This is a genomic window from Embleya sp. NPDC001921 (genome assembly GCF_053594475.1).
This window is the reverse complement of the sequence record NZ_JBSFEO010000006.1, coordinates 291,969-306,951: the sequence shown is the minus strand read 5'-3', so window position 1 is coordinate 306,951 and position 14,983 is coordinate 291,969. Positions and strand designations below refer to the sequence as shown.

Sequence of the window (14,983 nt, the reverse complement as noted above, 5' to 3'; positions counted from 1 at the left end):
TATTGCGGATGCGGGTTCACCCGAAACGGTTCCCACCCGCCCACCCGCCGGCCCGCCCGATACGTCGACCCGTGCGTCGTGGACCACGGCGACTCGTGCGTCGTGGACCACGGTGTGCAACGCTGTACGGACCTTGGGACGAGCGGCGCGTCGCGTCCTCGCGCACGCCACCGCCCCACGAGAGCCGTGCCGCTCAGGCCCGGGCCACCGACTGGGGGAACGTGAACACCTGGTCCGGGTCGTAGTGTCGGGACACCGCCTTCAGCCGCGACAGGTTCCCGGCGTAGTAGGCCGTACCCCAGTCCGGCAGGTTCGCGTCGATGTAGTTGACGTACGCGCCCGTCGCGCCCAGCGCCTCGAGGCCGTCCCGGACGGCGTCCACCGCGGCCGTGGCCTCCTCCTTGCCGGCCGGTGTGGTGCTCGCGTAGATCTGCGCGGTGGCGAGTGCCGAGCGGTGCGGAAAGGCCGTTGCGTCGGGGGCGATCCGCGAGACCGCGCCGCCCATCGAGTCCAGCAGCAGGTCCATCCCGGTACGCCCGGCCATCAACCGCACCACCCCTTGCGCGTCCAGCGGAGCGGTCAACACCCGGGAGACGGCGACGAAGGCCGCTCGCGGCAGCCGCCCGCCCTCGAAGGTCGGGTGGCACTGCGCGATGGTGTCGTTGGCGCAGCCGGCCATGTACTTCATCGTGTCCAGATAGCTCTTGCCCTGCACGGTGCGCGAGGTGGGCTGCGTCGAGGCGGCGGCGATCAGCCGGTCCAGGAGCGGATTCAGCCCGCCCTCCGCCCCGACGTAGCATCCGCCCACCCGGCAACTCGGCGGCGTACCGCCGGAGACCACGCAGTTCGACCACAGCTCCGGCGGCGCGTCCGAGACCCACTCCTGCCAGGCCCCGATCACCGACGCGGCCGAACCGGCCGGGAAGCGCAGCGAGAAGACGGTGAGCGCGGGCGCCGGCTCGGTGCTGAAGGTGAACCGGGTGACCACGCCGAAGTTGCCGCCGCCTCCGCCGCGCAGCGCCCAGTACAGGTCCGGCTCGGAGCACTCGGAGACGGTGAGCACCCGCGAGTCGGCGGTGACCACCTCCGCCGACACCAGCCGATCGCAGGTCAGTCCGTACTTGCGGGTCAACACCCCGATCCCGCCGCCCAGGGCCAGCCCGCCGACCCCCACCGTCGGACACGAGCCGGCCGGCATCAGCCGCCCGGCCTCCGCCAGCGCCGCGTACACCTCGATCAGCCGGGCTCCCGATCCCACCCGCACCGTCCCGTCCGACTGCACCTGGACCTGCGCCATCGGCCGCAGGTCCATCACCAGCCCGCCGTTGGGCACGCTGTACCCGAGGTAACTGTGCCCTCCGCTGCGCGCGGCGATCGGCACCCCGTGCCCACGGGCCGCGTCCAGGCAACTCTGTACATCCGCCGCGGAGGTGCATCGGGCCACCGCCGCCGGCAGTTGATCGTCGTAGAGTTCGTTGTATCCGAGCCGGGCCACGCCGTACCCCTGGTCCTCCGGCAACAGCAGCCGCCCATCCAGCCGCGCCTTCAACGCCGCCCAGTCCGGCGGGCCGGCCACGGACCCGGGCACCCGCTGCCCTGCGATGTCCCGCAACGGCCGCGCGTCGTACGCCGGCGACACCGGCGTCCCGCTCCGCGCCCTCGCCCCGGCCGCCGTCCCCGTCACCGCCAGCGCACCCCCGGCCCCCAGCGCGGTCAGAAACCCCCGTCGATCGATCGTCATACGTTCACATCTCCCGGCGACCCGTGCGCGCCGCGTGTCGGCCACGCGGCACTGCGTCGCTGCCATCCTCACCCGGGAACGGGCCGACGGCGCGCCGGATTACGCCCATCGGCGGACGCGAGTCTTCGGTCTCGGCGTCTGCGGCCGGCCGCCGACGCCTTTCGGGTGGATCTCCCGCATGCGAGCGCTTAATACCAATCGGTTGGGCATGAGGGGTCCGGGCTCCGGCGAACGGACCGGAGCATCTCAACCGGAGGAACCCATGCGCCGTATCGCACACGTCCTGGCCGCCTGCGCCGCCGCAACGGTGATGACATCGGCAACGGCCACCTCGGCCCACGCCGCCGAAGGCGTGTTGATCATCAACGGCACGCTGCACGAGGACCCCAGTGGCTGCATCGGGGTGGGCTCGCAACCGCAACCACTCGACGTGGTCAACGACACCGACCGTGCCGTGGACGTCTACTCGGGCGCGAACTGCACCGGTGCGAGGGTCTTGACCCTGCAGCCGGGCGTCGAGGACAGCGCCTTCGGCGCAAGCGTTCGGGTCCGGTCCTAGCGTCACGGAGCTCGGCCTGTCGGCCGGGCCTTGGCCCCTGCGAAGTCCGCCCGTTCGCAGGGGCTTCCTCCGATTGGTTGCTACGACTCGCCGCGGATCCCGGCCGAGGCGATCGAGGCCGCGGCTATGGTCCTGGCGGCGGTCTGGGTGGAGGAACCGGAGTTCAGGCCGGGCAGGGACGGCCGGTCGAGTGCGTGCACGACGAACTCGTAGGTGTTCACCGTCGAGGGTGAGCAGGGGCCCTGGTAGCCGTAGAGGCTCGCGCTTCCCCGGTAGTAGATCTGCCTGGCTCCCGCGGGGACCGAGGGGCGGTAGGCGTGGTCGACGTTTTGGGGGAGGGAGGTCGTGGTCGCCGGGATGTCGTAGATGACCCAGTGGATGAGGTTGGCGTTGTCGAGATCGCGCATGACGATCGCGTAGCTCCTGGCGGCGGCCGGGGCACCGGACCAGGTCAGGGGCGGGGACTCGTTCCTCTTGGCGGGGTCGGTGCCACCCCCGCTGGTGCACTCGTGGATCTTGGGGATGAAGCCGCCGTCGACGAAGGCGGCGCTGGACAGGGCGAACGCGCTCCGGTTTGCCGACGATGCCGGTGCGACCGACGAAGCGACGGCGGGCGGGACGGCGACGGCCCAGGTGATGAGCAGCGCGCACAGCACAATTCTTGTGCTTCTCACTGGAGGCTCCCGAGGATGCTTGTGGTCCCTGTGGTCGGTCCGTCCATGGGTGAGCGGGGATACGGGGCAAGCCGGGGTGGAGCAAGCCGGGACGGGCAAGCCGGGGCGGAGCAAGTCGGAGTGGGGCGAGTGGGGGTGGGGCAAGCGTCGTACGCGTGCGGTCGAACCAGCGTAGGCACGCCGGATTCCGGCGGCCAATGCCACTTTCTCGGCGAACGATGCACTTTTCTCGTGTGAACGACGTATGCGCCGCCCTGTGTTCGGTGACGACGGCATCGAACGCGGCCGGCCCGAGGGCGGGCAGCGGGGCCAGGGAGCCGACACGCCCCCGAGGTGTGAGCGGGCCGCCGCCGGTCAGCGGCTCCGGGGATGCCCGGGCGTGGTGGATGTGCGGGTTTCGGCGCCGGTGCCGGCTCCGAGGGACGCGACGCGGGCCTTCAGGGCCGCCACGGCCGGCTCGGGGTGCTCGGCGTAGAAGCGGAAGGCGCGGGCTTGGGCGGGCTTGCCGAGGGGGCGTCGGTACGGGACGGGGGCGGTGAGTTCGACGGTGATCGTGGTCTGGCTCGCCACGGCCAGGTCGGCGACGCCGTTGTCGTCGACGGTGCCCGATCTGCCTTCGGGGAACTTCCGTTCGAGGCGGACGGAGGCGATGTGGTCGGCGGGGATGTGGATGTCGAGGAGGGCGCCGTAGCGCAGGCGCAGGGACCCGTCCGGGCCGATCACGTGGGGGCGGACCACGCACGAGGCGTGCAGGGCGACGATGAAGTAGCAGCCCCAGATGTCGATGACCAGAGTGACGGCGTGCACGACCGGCCACGGGATCAGGAACGCGAGGGCCAGGGTCTCGACGACGGAGACGAAGAAGAAGCAGCACACGAACGCCGTTTGACCGGGGGCGTAGGCGACGGGCAGGTCGCCGTCGCGAACCCCGTGCGGGCCGCGGCGGGTTGCCCAGCGCAGGAAGCTGGTGGAGAGGAACACCTCGTGAGCGGTCAGCCTGCGTACGGGCGCCGGGACGGTGTCGGCGATCGCGGCGAGGAAGGCGGTGCGGCGTGCGAGGCCGGTACGGCGGTGACGGCGGTGGTCGAGGGCGAGCAGGGTGGATGCCAGAACGGCGATGGTGAGCGTCGCCGCGGCCGAGGCGGCCCGGGCGGTGGAAGGGACGCGTACGCCGCCGACCAGGCACAGGATCATCGTGAACTCCCCGGGAAGGAGCGCGACGAAGGACCAGCGCACGATCTTCCTCAGCCCCTTCATCCGGCACGCTCCCGGAGCAGCACGATGGCGCGGCGGATGGCCGCCGCCTGGGCGGGGGAGTGATCCTCGAAGAAGGCGCCCAGGAAACCGCTTTCGTCTTCCGGCACGTCCTGGTCCGGGATGCCCATCGCCCGCACCGCCGCGTCCGGGACGCTCTCGGCGACGGCCCGGGCGGCCTGCTCCACCCGGGGGTCGTCCTCGGCGGCGTCGGCCAGTTCGTCCAGTCGGGCGTAGACCTCGTACGCGCGCCGCATCGCCTCCGGGTCGGCGCCGAGGGTGTGTACGAGGGCGTCGAGCCAGCCGCGGTCGCCGTCCGGTGATCCGGTCTCCAACAGGGCCAGCAGTTGCCGCTCCTTGGCGGCCATCGCCGGCTCCGGACCGGGGAGCAGCGCCGATGCTCGGGCCATGTCCTCGAAGACGGCGGCGAGTTCGGGGGAGACGGGAGCCTCGGCGGGCAACCGTCCGGTCCGCTCGCCCTGTTCGAGCAGTTGGCGCAGGCGGGCGCGGCGCTGCCGGATGGCGTCCTCCTGGCGGGCCAGGTCGGCGTCCAACTCGGTGAGGATTTCCACGAGATCCCTGCCCGCGTCGTCCGCCAACACGACCTTGACCTCGTCCAGGCTCAGGCCGAGCTCGGTGAGCCGACGCAGGCGGGCCAGCTCGACGGCATCGCGCAGGGAGTACTCGCGATACCCGTTGGGCTGCCGAGGCGGCTCGGGCAGCAGGCCGATGCGGTGGTAGTGGCGCACGGCGCGAGTGGTGACGCCGGCGATGGCGGCTAGTTCTCCGATTCGCATGCCACCAGTAGAAACGTTGACGCTACGACAAGGTCAAGCTGTCGCCCCCGCGAGTCGGTCGCGCCTTGTGTCGCGCGTTCCGTCGCACCCCGCACGCGGTGTGAGGCGGCCCCCGCATGCCCGCGCCCCGCCATACACACGCCCCCGCCCGGGCCGTGCGCGCCCCCGACCCGCCGCCGACAGCGACTCCGACCATCCGCCGGCGATCCGGCCCACGGGTCCGCGGTGGTCGGGCCTTGCCGGCGCTGCCCGTGGGAGGGTCCGTTCACGTCAACGGTGCGTGCCTACCAGTCGGTCGCGGTGTCCATCGACTGCTGCCAGTACGTGACCTTGAGCGAGTCGTCGACGTGGATGCCGTTCGCGGGCAGCGACGGGTGGGCGCCCGTGCCGACGTTCTCGTTGCCGGAGGGGCCGTGGAAGTAGACGGTGAGGGACTTCTCGGTGTGGCCGGTGCCACCGCTGCCGTCGGCGGCGGACAGGTTGACGGAGGCGTAGCCGGACTCGCCCGGCTTGAGCATGACGACCGCCTGCGGCTTCGACGCCTCGATGACGGGGGGTACGGATTGGGCCTCACCGAAGCGCACGGCCGGGTAGCCGTAGAGGGCGCAGAGCTTGCCGCCGGTGTTGGTGACGGTGAGAAGCATGTGGTTCACGGGGCGGTTCAGCGGGGCCGCGACGGTCTTGGTGTTGGAGCCTTCGCAGGTGACCGCGGCGCCGGAGTCCGTGCGGCCGGCCGGGCCCTGGGTGGTGGCCGGGCCGGGCTTGCCGGTCGCGGAAGAGGGCCGGGAGGAGGGGGTACCGGCGGGGGCGGACGCGGACGGTGCCGTGGCCGGCGGCGCGGTGGAGGCGGCGCCGGGCGCCGGGGCTGTGGCGGAGGCCTTGGCGTCGGCGTCCTTGTCGTCATTGCACGCGGTCAGCAGGAGCGCGGCGAGCGCGAACGTGGCGGCGCCGACGAGACGAGAGCGGGAAGTGCGGTTGCCGGACATGAGGTCGAGCCCCTTCGGTGTTCGGGTGGGGGTGCTGCTTGAATGATCACGAGCTTGCGGGGCGGGTTGTCCCAACCGCCGGACGCGGCGGGCAGTTCGGGACGCCGGAACGGCAAATCCCGCCCTGAGCAGGGGAAACGCAGCGTCCCTGGAACGCGTGCATGGGACACGAGGCATGGAGGAACGGGTGTCGGAGGCAACGGGGGCCGAGGAAACGGAGGCATTCGCACGCCAGTTGCGGGAGCTCAAGGACCGCTCGGGACTGAGTTACGGCGCGCTGGCCAAGCGGCTGCACACGGGCACGTCGACACTGCACCGCTACTGCAACGGCACCGCCGTGCCGAGCGATTACGCACCGGTGGAACGCTTCGCCCGGGTGTGCCGGGCAACGCCGCAGGAACTGGTGGAGGTGCACCGGCGCTGGATCCTGGCGGACGCGGCACGGGGGCGCCGGGCGGATTCGGCGGCGACGGCGCCGGTGCTGGATCCGGCCCCGGCATCGGGCGCGGACCCGGCGTCGGGTCCGGGACCGGGCGCCGGTCCGAGGGGAGTGGGTCAGGCGGTCGGCTCGTCGGAGACGGTGGGTGCGGGCGCGGCGGAGGATTCGGCCGAGCGGGCGAGCACGACGCCTACGAGCGAGCGGGACTCGGATCCGGACTCGGACTCGGCGGCGGCGCCGGGCTCCGCCTCGGCCCCCGCGCCGGTCACCGGAACGGGCTCGACCCGCGCGGCGACGTCGCACGAAAAGGGCCAGGGCCAGGGCGGGGACGGTGAGTCCGCGGAGGCCGAGGCGCCTCGCGAGCCCGCACCGTTACGGCGCCGTCGTACCGTGGCGACCTCCTTCGTCGCGGTGGCGGCCCTGCTGGGAGTCGTGATGGCCGTCGTACAACCGTTCTCCGACACCGAAGGCGACGATGCGGGCGATCACCGGGCAGCCGGTCCCGCCGCCGCAATCACCGGCGCGGCGCATGCCACGGAACGACCCACCGAGCGAGCCTCCTCCTCCCCGTCTCCCAACGGCACCGCGTCGGCCTCGGCCGTCACGGCCGATTCCGGCAAGGTCGGGCCCGGCGCCTCGAAGAGCGGCGGTACGCCGGGCACGCGGGAGCCCGCCGGCGACAGCGGTGCCGGCGCCGTCCCGCTCAATGTGGGCATTCGCCCCTACGTCTACAACAATCCGTGCAGCCAGCATTTTCTCGTCGACAGTCCCCCCGAACAGGTCGGTCCGCCCGCGGGCGAGCGGGACGCCCCGCGTTGGGCCGGCGCGTACGGCGCGGTCTCCTCGAACGAGCAAAAGATCGCCCTCACCATCCAGGGCCGCGGCCAGGACACCGTGGTCCTGGAGGCGCTGCACATACGCGTCGTCGGCAAGAACGCGCCGCTCGCCTGGAACGACTACTCGATGGGCGTCGGCTGCGGCAGCGGGGTCGAGACCAAGTCGTTCGACATCGACCTCGACAAGGGCAGCCCCGTCATCACCGCGAAGAACGGCCAGGGCGACTTCCCGTACAAGGTCAGCGCGTCCGACCCGGAGGTCTTCTACGTCACCGTGCACACCAAGGCGCACGACGTCCGCTGGGACCTCACCCTGGACTGGTCCAGCGGCGACCGCCGGGGCACGGAGCACATCGACAGCAAGGGCACCCCGTTCCGCACCAGCGCCGACGCCGGCCGCCCCGGTTACGACTACCCGCTGGGCGGCGGGGAGTGGGTCGAACGACAGGAATGACAGCGGATCACACCAGGGCCCGCACCGGCGCGATCGAAGGCCGCGCCGTCGGGCGAGGACGGTCGGGCGGCCTGGGAGTTCGCCCGCGTGTCTGGACGCGCTTCGTGCGCGCCGAACCCTTTCGCCGCCATACGTGGCACGGGCGGCGGCGGCGTATCCATCTTGTTCATTTCGGCGTCGACGCCAAGCGCTCCTGTGTCACGACTCGCCTGTGAGGAACGCGTGCAGTGCGGTGGTCAGCGCCGCAGGGTTGTCCTCCTGGACGTTGTGCCCCGCGTTCGGCACGACCACGAGTCTCCCGTCCGGGATGCGCTCGACCAGGCGTTCCGCGGTGGCCTGCGGGAGGACTCTGCTGCGTTCGCCGCGCACCACCAGGACCGGTAGCGCGGTCAGCCGAGCCTCCAAGCGGTCGATGGCCGCGAGGATGGCGGGGAAGTCCGGGGGACGCGGATCGCCCTTCGGTGTCCAGACGCCGTCGGGCGCACGACGAAACAGGGTGCTCATGCGGTAGGCGACGGCGGCGCGGTCGCCGCGCGGATTGACGCACATCGCGGCCTCGACCACCGTCTCGAGTTCTCGCACGGGACCGAGCCCGGCCATGAACGCCCGTACCCGCCGGGTGCTTTCGAAGTCCACACCGGGCGCGACGTCGACAAGAGCCAACCGCTCCACCCGATCGGGCCGCGACTCGACGACGTGGGCGGCGACCACGCCGCCGAGCGACATGCCGACCAGCCGGACCCGATCGAAGCCGAGGTGGTCGGCCGCGGCGACGACGTCGGCCGCCATGGTGTCGATCCGGTAGTCCTCGGACCAGTCGCTGTCGCCGTGCCCACGCAGATCCAGCGCGACGAGTCGGGCGGCGCCGCGCAGGCCGAGGCAGACGAAGTCCCATGTGCGCGCGGTCAATCCGCCACCGTGCAACAGGAGCACCGCAGGCCCCGTTCCGCCCCAGTCGAGTCCGTGCAGCCGGCAGCCCGCGCGGGAGAAGCGGATCTCGCGGGGCGGTACCGCAGCGTGGACCGTCACGCCCAGGGCCGCCGCCACCTCGGTCATCGCCGCAATCGTGGCTCGTCCGCGCACGACGCCTCCTCTCATTACCTTGGCCATTCAAGGTAAAACTACTTACCTTGACCAGTCAATGTAAGTAGTTTGGCGGATGGCCACCCGAGTACGCCGACGGCTACACCGAACTCGCGCTCGCCCCTGCGCTGATCCGCCCGTCGGGACACCGGCGGCGGATCTGCGGCCCGCACACCGCAGCCCGCAGCCCGCACACCGTCACGGTCGCCGTCGCGGTCGCCGTCCGGTTTCCGGGCGGGCCGTCCGCTCCGCCGGGTGGCAACTCGGTGGAGCGGACGGCCCGCCCGTCGTTCTTGTTCGGCCGCGTTCCCGTGCCCGCGATATCGGTCATGCGGCGGGATCGGGGTGCGCGTGGCCCGTTCGAGGGTTGTCGCGTCAGCCGCGGACGGCGGCGAGAGTCACCTTGACGTCATGGCCGCTGTGCCAGCCGGTGTCGATCAGGGGGCTGTGCCGGCTCTCGTCGCCCCAGCCGTAGTACTTGCTCCAGGTGGTGTACCAGATGCCGCCCTTGCCCCAGCCGGTGATGACGTGGGCTTGGGCGATCTTGCCGTCGTGCTTGTTGTCCCACAGGTAAATCTGGGCCTTCGTCTGCTTCTGGGTGCCGCTGCCCCGGTCGCACTCCCGGTACCTGAGGCCGGTGGAGTTGCCCGACGTCCGGATGTCCCGCCAGTCCGTGCAGCTTTCTGCCGCTGCCTGGGCCGAGGGCGGTGCGACGGGTGCGGCCCCGGCCGGTGTCGCCACTGCCGCGGATGCAGCGAGTGCCGCGAGCACGCCGGCCACGAGTGCGAAGCGCTTTCCGGTGTTCATGGTTCGAACTCCCTTCGACGGTGGTGCACTTGGCGACGCGGAGTCGACCGCGCCGTGTAGTACCAGGGAAGCCGACCGCGGATTCCACGGCTTCCCACCGCGGGTTGGTCTTCGTCGTCAACCTGTGTGGCAGTCGGCCCGCCGCCTGCACCCTGCGCATCAGGCGACGGCGCAACCGCCGACACCGACACCGACACCGGACGCCGACGCGGATGCCGATCCGGATGCGAGGAATGCGGAGATCCCGCGTGTTCGTACGAGCTTTATCAATCGGTCGGCTGCGGGATCGAGGGTGAATCCGAAAAGGAGCGAATCCCGCATTTCGAAGGCTCTCATTCGAGGCTCCTCGTTCGCCGGGTCGACCACCGGCCGAGATTGCGCCACGCGTCCGGCCGAACGATGGGCCGCGGCAGAGGGCATTCCATCGCCATATGGACGCTCGCGGTTCCGAAATATGCGCCGATCCGCGCTCGGAATACCCCGCACGGACGCGATATTCGGGTGGCATCGTCGAATCCGCCACGAAACGCATCGGACATAGCTCTCATTTATGATCTTCTCGACTGTTCACGGAACTGTCGCGATGAATTCGAAGGCGAAGCATGTACGATAAAGATTCGGTAACGTGAAGGCCGGGGTCATGGTCGTCGGATGGCTGGGGTGGGCCTTCCTTCGACGGACGATCGCTTCGGGGTCGCGGCCACCCGGCCCGCCCGGGTCGCCCGGTCGTCGCCGCCGAATCGAGTGTCCGGCATTCGGCCCGGTAGGCGGCCGAGGAAGGAGAACCGCCCCAGTGGCGTCCAGACATCGGTGCGGACAGCACCGTAAGCCCAAACCGCGCACCTCCGCCCGCGCGGTGGCGACCGTGGTCACCGTCGCCGCGACCATGACCGGCACGATCGCCTTGGCCGGCTCCGCCCAGGCCGACCCCCAGCCTTCGCTGCAGCAGATCCAGGAACAGGTCAACAAGCTGCACAGCGACGCGATCAAGGCCACCGAAGTCTTCAACGGTGTCCAGGAACAGACCGACAAGCTGCGCGAAACAGCCAATCGCACGCAGGCCCGGGTCGCCGACGAGCAGAATCAGCTCAACATGCTGCGCGATCAGATCGGGGTCGTCGCGGCCGACCGCTACCGGGGCGGCACGCTTCCGGCGACGCTCTCCCTGGCGCTGAACGGAGACCCCGAGAACTACCTGCAGAAGGCGCAGATGATCGCGCAACTGGACAGCCAACAGGCTGCCAAGCTGCGCCAGATCGCCGCGCAGGCACGTGCTCTGAGTCAGGACCGCACCGAGGCTTCGTCGCAACTGGCGGAGCTGGAGAAGTTGCGAACCGAACTCAACCGGAACAAAACCGAGATCCAGGGGAAACTCGCCGAGGCCGAGCGCCTGCTCAACACCGTCACCAGGGAGCAGCGAGCCAAGATCCTCGCCTCCTCGGAGCACGAAGCCGACCCGGGAAGCCGGGCCGACCGCAGTTCGCGCGACAAGCCCGCGACGGACGTGCCGGCCTCCGGGCGCGCCGCCGCCGCGATCCAGTTCGCGCGCGCCCAGATAGGCAAGTGGTACGGCTGGGGCAAGACAGGCCCCACCAACTACGACTGTTCGGGCCTGACCCAAGCCTCCTGGGCCGCGGCGAACGTCAAGTTGTCACGCGTCACGACCACGCAGATCAATGACGGCAAGAGGGTGAGCAAGGCGGAGCTTCAGCCCGGGGACCTGGTCTTCTTCAACCGGGACAACTCGCATGTCGGCCTCTACATCGGTGGCGGTCGCATGATTCACGCACCGCGACCCGGTACGCAGATCACCGAGGCCTCGATCGACACCATGTTCTTCTACGGGGCTGTTCGTCCCGGCTAGAGGCGATCGCGGCACGCCGACGAACGTACCGCCCGCGCATCGGCACGGAGATGAGAATCCTCCCGTTCGCCCATCCGCGCGTCCGTTCACCCGGCCGACGAGCCGAGGCCGCCCCTCGATGTCACGAGGGGCGGCCTCGGCCGCGTCGGGTGGTGAATCACCCCTTTGAGCCGCCGCCCACACCTCCCGGTGCCGGCGGCGCGACCCGGGAGGCGGAGCCGGTTGCTCGGAATGTCCACCGCGTGTGGGTGTAAACCCCCTCGTCCCGGCCGAAGCCGTACGCGGTCGCCGGGGCCACCGCGAACACCAGCACGCTGCCCTTACGGATCGCGTCCCCCATTCCGTGGAAGGTGCCCTCGGGCGACGTGATGTGCGGACCGTACTTGCTCTCGTAGGCCGCGATCACGTCCTCCAGCAGCGCCGGATCGTCGATGCGCTTCGCTGTGCCCTCGATCACGACATCGAGCCCCTCGGTGAGCGAGTTCCCGCCGGTCAGCAGCGCGCAGTGCTCGTCGTGGGCCAGGTTCCTTGCCTTCTGCTCTCCCGGACCGGTGGAGAAGTACAGCGCGCCGTCGTGCCAGGCGGCGATCAACGGGGTGATGTGCACCCGCCCGTCGGGTCGCACGGTGGTCACCCAGAAGATCTCGGCGGCGCGCATTCGGCGCTGGGCCTCGGCCCATTCGGTGGCCGTGACATCCGCGGCGCCGGGGCGGGGGTTGAGTGCGGAGCTGTAGCGGGCGTCGAGTTCGGTCGTGGGTTGTTCCGCGGGTCCGTGCCGAGACATGGCGGACTCCTTCCTGTCCTTGCTCATGTAGACCGAAAGTCCGCGCCGAAATCATCGCCGTGCGCGTGTGGGTCTTCGGTACGTCCGATCAGGTGCCGCTCACGACCCCGGGGCGGTGGCCGGCTCGGTCAGCAGTGCGTCCAGGACGTTGAGGGCGCGCCAGGTGCGGGTCATCCCGAACGGCGAAGTGGCGCGGACGGCGGCACGGACCTCGTCGGGCGTGGCACCCGTGCCCAGGGCCCGGCCGACATGGGCGCGGAAGCTCTCCTGGAGGGTCTGGTAGAGGACATCGACCGTCATCGTGGCGAAGGCCCGCTCGCGGACACCGATCCTGGACATGTCGGCGCGCATGCGCGACTGGAGATCCATGTAGTCGGCGAACGTCGGGTCGAGGGCGTGCACTTCGGCGCGCATTGCGGCGGGGATGGGACTGCCGGTGCCGTCCGTGTCCAGCCGATGCGCCTGTCCGGTCGGCCCGGGCAGGTCGTGCTCGCGCTCGATCTCGACCAGTCGCGCCAGAGCGGCCAGTGCCGCCGGATAGCCGCTGTCGTAGGAGATGAAGCGGAGCAGCTCGCGCAGATCGTCGGCGTCGAGGCCGTTGTCCAAGGCGGCCCGTACATGCAATTCGTACGGCATCCCGAGGGTCTGTGTGCAGACATCCGCAACCAGGCTGAGCAAAACCTTTTCACGCGACGACAGTTCGGCTCCCGCCCCGGCGAGCCGGAAGCTTGCGGCGGCCATCTCCGCGAACGAAGGATCCAGTTCCTCGACCGCGGCCCGAGTCGGTAGCGCCATGATGACTCCTCGTAAGTGAACGTCTGTAGCGCTACGACTGTAGCCATATGAGTCGTCCGAGACAACAAACGCCGGATCGAAAACCTCGACCCCGCGGCGAAGCCTCGCCCGGCGGAGGGATATATCGGACGGCAAAGGTATAGACCTATTGTCCCGAGGTGGGGCGGACGGCTAGCTTGGGTTCGCCGCGCGGCACGAACCGTCAGTCCTCGCACGTCGTTTCCCCGGGCCGGACCGTCCGGGAGAATGGGGTTGGGCTCATGCGCAAGCTTTTGATCGGTTCCGCGTTCGTTCTCGCTCTCGCGGCCGGCTCCGTCGCACCCGCGGCCGCCCAGGGCGGACCTCCGGACTTCACCTACATCGTCGGCTACTACACGTCCGCCGAGGACTGCCGCGCCGGAGCCGTCGCGCAGTACCCCAACCACGGGGCGTACTTCTACTGCCAACAGGTCAACGCCCACGTCTGGGCGCTGTGGATGCACTAGCCCGGGCCCACCGGCATCCCGGAAGCCCCGCTCTCGGCGAGGGCTTCCGGGCAGACCGCAGAGCCGCGACCCGCGACGACGTCAGCGGTCACAGGTGATCACGGCGAAGGTGTTCGCCCGACACGGGGCGGGCGGTACGGAATCGGGCAGGTCGCGGCACCGGCACGGGCCGCAGGCCACTACTGCTGTAGTGCTACCGGCGTAGGGCTACAGGTGGTCCGGGTGCCGTCTACACTGCGGGCGTGAACGACGTTCCCACGACTCCACGGGTTGCCCGCGGCCGCAACCGGCGGGGGCAGGGCGAGCGCCTGCGCGACGAGATGTTGGTGGCGACGACGCGACTGCTGGACGAACTCGCCGACGACCAGGCGCTGTCGATGCGGGCCGTGGCCCGTGAGGTCGGCGTGGCGGCGACGTCTGTGTACCTGCATTTTCCCGACCGTGATGCCCTCGTCGTCGCCGCCTTGGAACGATGCCACCGAGAGTTGGCCCACGCGGTCGACGAAGCCGAGGCGTCCGCCGCGGATCCGGTGGCGCGGCTGCGTGCGCGCCTCCTGGTGCTGAGCGCGTGGGCCTGCGAGCACGCCGGACTGTACAAGGTGATGTACGAGAGCACGCTCAATCGGCGCGCGCACATGGCGTTCAAACGCGACATCACCGACCGGACCGTCGAGGCGGTCCAGCGCTGTATGGACGCCGGATCGGCTTGCTCCGCCGACCCGGTCGTCGTTGCCTTCGACCTCCGGTGCGCGGTACACGGAGCCGTCTCCATGCACCTGAACCAGCCCGAGGAAGCGCGTACGTCCTTGGACGAGCAAATCGACCGGTTCCTTCGGAAGCTCGTCGGCATTCGCTGACCCGGGCGGCCGATGTCCCGGATGTTCGGCGGAGACCGAGGGCTTCGCACGCCGGTCGAATCCGCCGTGCCCGAGCGGGAACGGCCCGGGAGAAGGTCCGGCGCGCCCCGGGGCCGGGCGGGGGCGCGGGCTCAGGTCAGGAGCTTTTGCTTGGCCCTTTGGAACTCGTCGTCGGAGATGGCGCCGTTGTTCTTGAGGTCGGCGAGCTTGCCGAGTTGGTCGACGGCGCTCGCGGACGTACCCGCCCCGCTCGTGGGCCCGGCGGCGTCGCGCACGTATGCCTTGAAGGCGGCCTCGTTCTCCTTGGCCTCCTCGACGTCGCGGCGGTTCATGGAGTGGCCGCGGACGATGAGGTAGATCAGGACTCCGACGTAGGGCAGCAGGATCGTGAAGACGAGCCAGCCTGCCTTGCCCCAGCCGCCCAGGTCGCGGCTGCGGAAGATGTCGCCGATGACCTTGAACAGGAGGAAGAACCACAGGACCCACAGGAAGAGCCACATCATCGTCCAGAACAGGTTCAACAGCGGATAGTCGTCCATCGAAAACTCCCAGTTCAGGGCCGCGGTCG

Annotated in this window: 15 protein-coding genes; 5 read left to right on the top strand and 10 right to left on the bottom strand. The window is 70.3% G+C overall.

The features are described from left to right. Nucleotides 1–193: 193 nt before the first annotated feature. Complete coding sequence (locus ACWCPW_RS10015; RefSeq protein ID WP_449761077.1) at nucleotides 194–1,741, bottom strand: FAD-binding oxidoreductase; 1,548 nt, start codon at nucleotides 1,739–1,741, stop codon at nucleotides 194–196. A gap of 262 nt (nucleotides 1,742–2,003) precedes the next feature. Here ACWCPW_RS10015 and ACWCPW_RS10010 point away from each other — a divergent pair, with 262 nt between their 5' ends. After that, entirely contained in the window at nucleotides 2,004–2,300 is a 297-nt protein-coding gene (locus ACWCPW_RS10010) for a hypothetical protein (protein ID WP_449761076.1), read from the top strand. Nucleotides 2,301–2,380: 80 nt separating this feature from the next. Here ACWCPW_RS10010 and ACWCPW_RS10005 read toward each other — a convergent pair whose 3' ends face one another. The 4 genes from ACWCPW_RS10005 to ACWCPW_RS09990 all read right to left on the bottom strand — a co-directional run bounded on the left by ACWCPW_RS10005 (nucleotide 2,381) and on the right by ACWCPW_RS09990 (nucleotide 6,011). Further along, entirely contained in the window at nucleotides 2,381–2,974 is a 594-nt protein-coding gene (locus ACWCPW_RS10005) for a YbhB/YbcL family Raf kinase inhibitor-like protein (RefSeq protein WP_449761075.1), read from the bottom strand. Between the two features lie 354 nt (nucleotides 2,975–3,328). Further along, nucleotides 3,329–4,231 carry a hypothetical protein gene (locus tag ACWCPW_RS10000; protein ID WP_449761074.1) on the bottom strand — a complete coding sequence of 301 codons (903 nt, stop codon included), beginning with the start codon at nucleotides 4,229–4,231 and terminating at the stop codon, nucleotides 3,329–3,331. After that, nucleotides 4,228–5,025 (bottom strand): MerR family transcriptional regulator, encoded by a 798-nt coding sequence (locus ACWCPW_RS09995; RefSeq protein ID WP_449761073.1) that lies wholly within the window; start codon nucleotides 5,023–5,025, stop codon nucleotides 4,228–4,230. The genes ACWCPW_RS10000 and ACWCPW_RS09995 overlap by 4 nt, the downstream gene beginning before the upstream one ends. A 284-nt stretch (nucleotides 5,026–5,309) precedes the next feature. Beyond that, nucleotides 5,310–6,011, bottom strand: a complete 702-nt coding sequence (locus ACWCPW_RS09990; RefSeq protein ID WP_449761072.1) for a DUF4232 domain-containing protein — start codon at nucleotides 6,009–6,011, stop codon at nucleotides 5,310–5,312. Nucleotides 6,012–6,186: 175 nt separating this feature from the next. On the opposite strand from ACWCPW_RS09990, the gene ACWCPW_RS09985 reads away from it, so the two are divergent. Beyond that, entirely contained in the window at nucleotides 6,187–7,740 is a 1,554-nt protein-coding gene (locus ACWCPW_RS09985; protein ID WP_449761071.1) for a helix-turn-helix domain-containing protein, read from the top strand. A 198-nt stretch (nucleotides 7,741–7,938) separates the two neighbouring features. On the opposite strand, the gene ACWCPW_RS09980 is transcribed toward ACWCPW_RS09985, so the two are convergent. Both ACWCPW_RS09980 and ACWCPW_RS09975 read right to left on the bottom strand, forming a co-directional pair. After that, entirely contained in the window at nucleotides 7,939–8,796 is an 858-nt protein-coding gene (locus ACWCPW_RS09980) for an alpha/beta fold hydrolase (RefSeq protein WP_449761070.1), read from the bottom strand. 402 nt (nucleotides 8,797–9,198) lie between these two features. Further along, entirely contained in the window at nucleotides 9,199–9,630 is a 432-nt protein-coding gene (locus ACWCPW_RS09975; RefSeq protein WP_449761069.1) for a hypothetical protein, read from the bottom strand. 865 nt (nucleotides 9,631–10,495) lie between these two features. Here ACWCPW_RS09975 and ACWCPW_RS09970 point away from each other — a divergent pair. Then, nucleotides 10,496–11,494, top strand: a complete 999-nt coding sequence (locus ACWCPW_RS09970) for an NlpC/P60 family protein (protein ID WP_449761068.1) — start codon at nucleotides 10,496–10,498, stop codon at nucleotides 11,492–11,494. Between the two features lie 157 nt (nucleotides 11,495–11,651). Here ACWCPW_RS09970 and ACWCPW_RS09965 read toward each other — a convergent pair whose 3' ends face one another. Both ACWCPW_RS09965 and ACWCPW_RS09960 read right to left on the bottom strand, forming a co-directional pair. Continuing rightward, nucleotides 11,652–12,278, bottom strand: a complete 627-nt coding sequence (locus ACWCPW_RS09965; protein WP_449761067.1) for a pyridoxamine 5'-phosphate oxidase family protein — start codon at nucleotides 12,276–12,278, stop codon at nucleotides 11,652–11,654. A gap of 99 nt (nucleotides 12,279–12,377) precedes the next feature. Then, nucleotides 12,378–13,073, bottom strand: a complete 696-nt coding sequence (locus tag ACWCPW_RS09960; protein ID WP_449761066.1) for a carboxymuconolactone decarboxylase family protein — start codon at nucleotides 13,071–13,073, stop codon at nucleotides 12,378–12,380. 260 nt (nucleotides 13,074–13,333) lie between these two features. On the opposite strand from ACWCPW_RS09960, the gene ACWCPW_RS09955 reads away from it, so the two are divergent. Both ACWCPW_RS09955 and ACWCPW_RS09950 read left to right on the top strand, forming a co-directional pair. After that, entirely contained in the window at nucleotides 13,334–13,558 is a 225-nt protein-coding gene (locus ACWCPW_RS09955; protein ID WP_449761065.1) for a hypothetical protein, read from the top strand. A gap of 242 nt (nucleotides 13,559–13,800) precedes the next feature. Continuing rightward, nucleotides 13,801–14,415 carry a TetR/AcrR family transcriptional regulator gene (locus ACWCPW_RS09950; protein ID WP_449761064.1) on the top strand — a complete coding sequence of 205 codons (615 nt, stop codon included), beginning with the start codon at nucleotides 13,801–13,803 and terminating at the stop codon, nucleotides 14,413–14,415. Between the two features lie 131 nt (nucleotides 14,416–14,546). Here the strand turns inward: ACWCPW_RS09950 and ACWCPW_RS09945 are convergent, their stop codons facing one another. Further along, nucleotides 14,547–14,954: an SHOCT domain-containing protein gene (locus tag ACWCPW_RS09945; protein ID WP_449761063.1), complete on the bottom strand. Its 408-nt coding sequence runs from the start codon at nucleotides 14,952–14,954 to the stop codon at nucleotides 14,547–14,549. Nucleotides 14,955–14,983 lie beyond the last annotated feature (29 nt).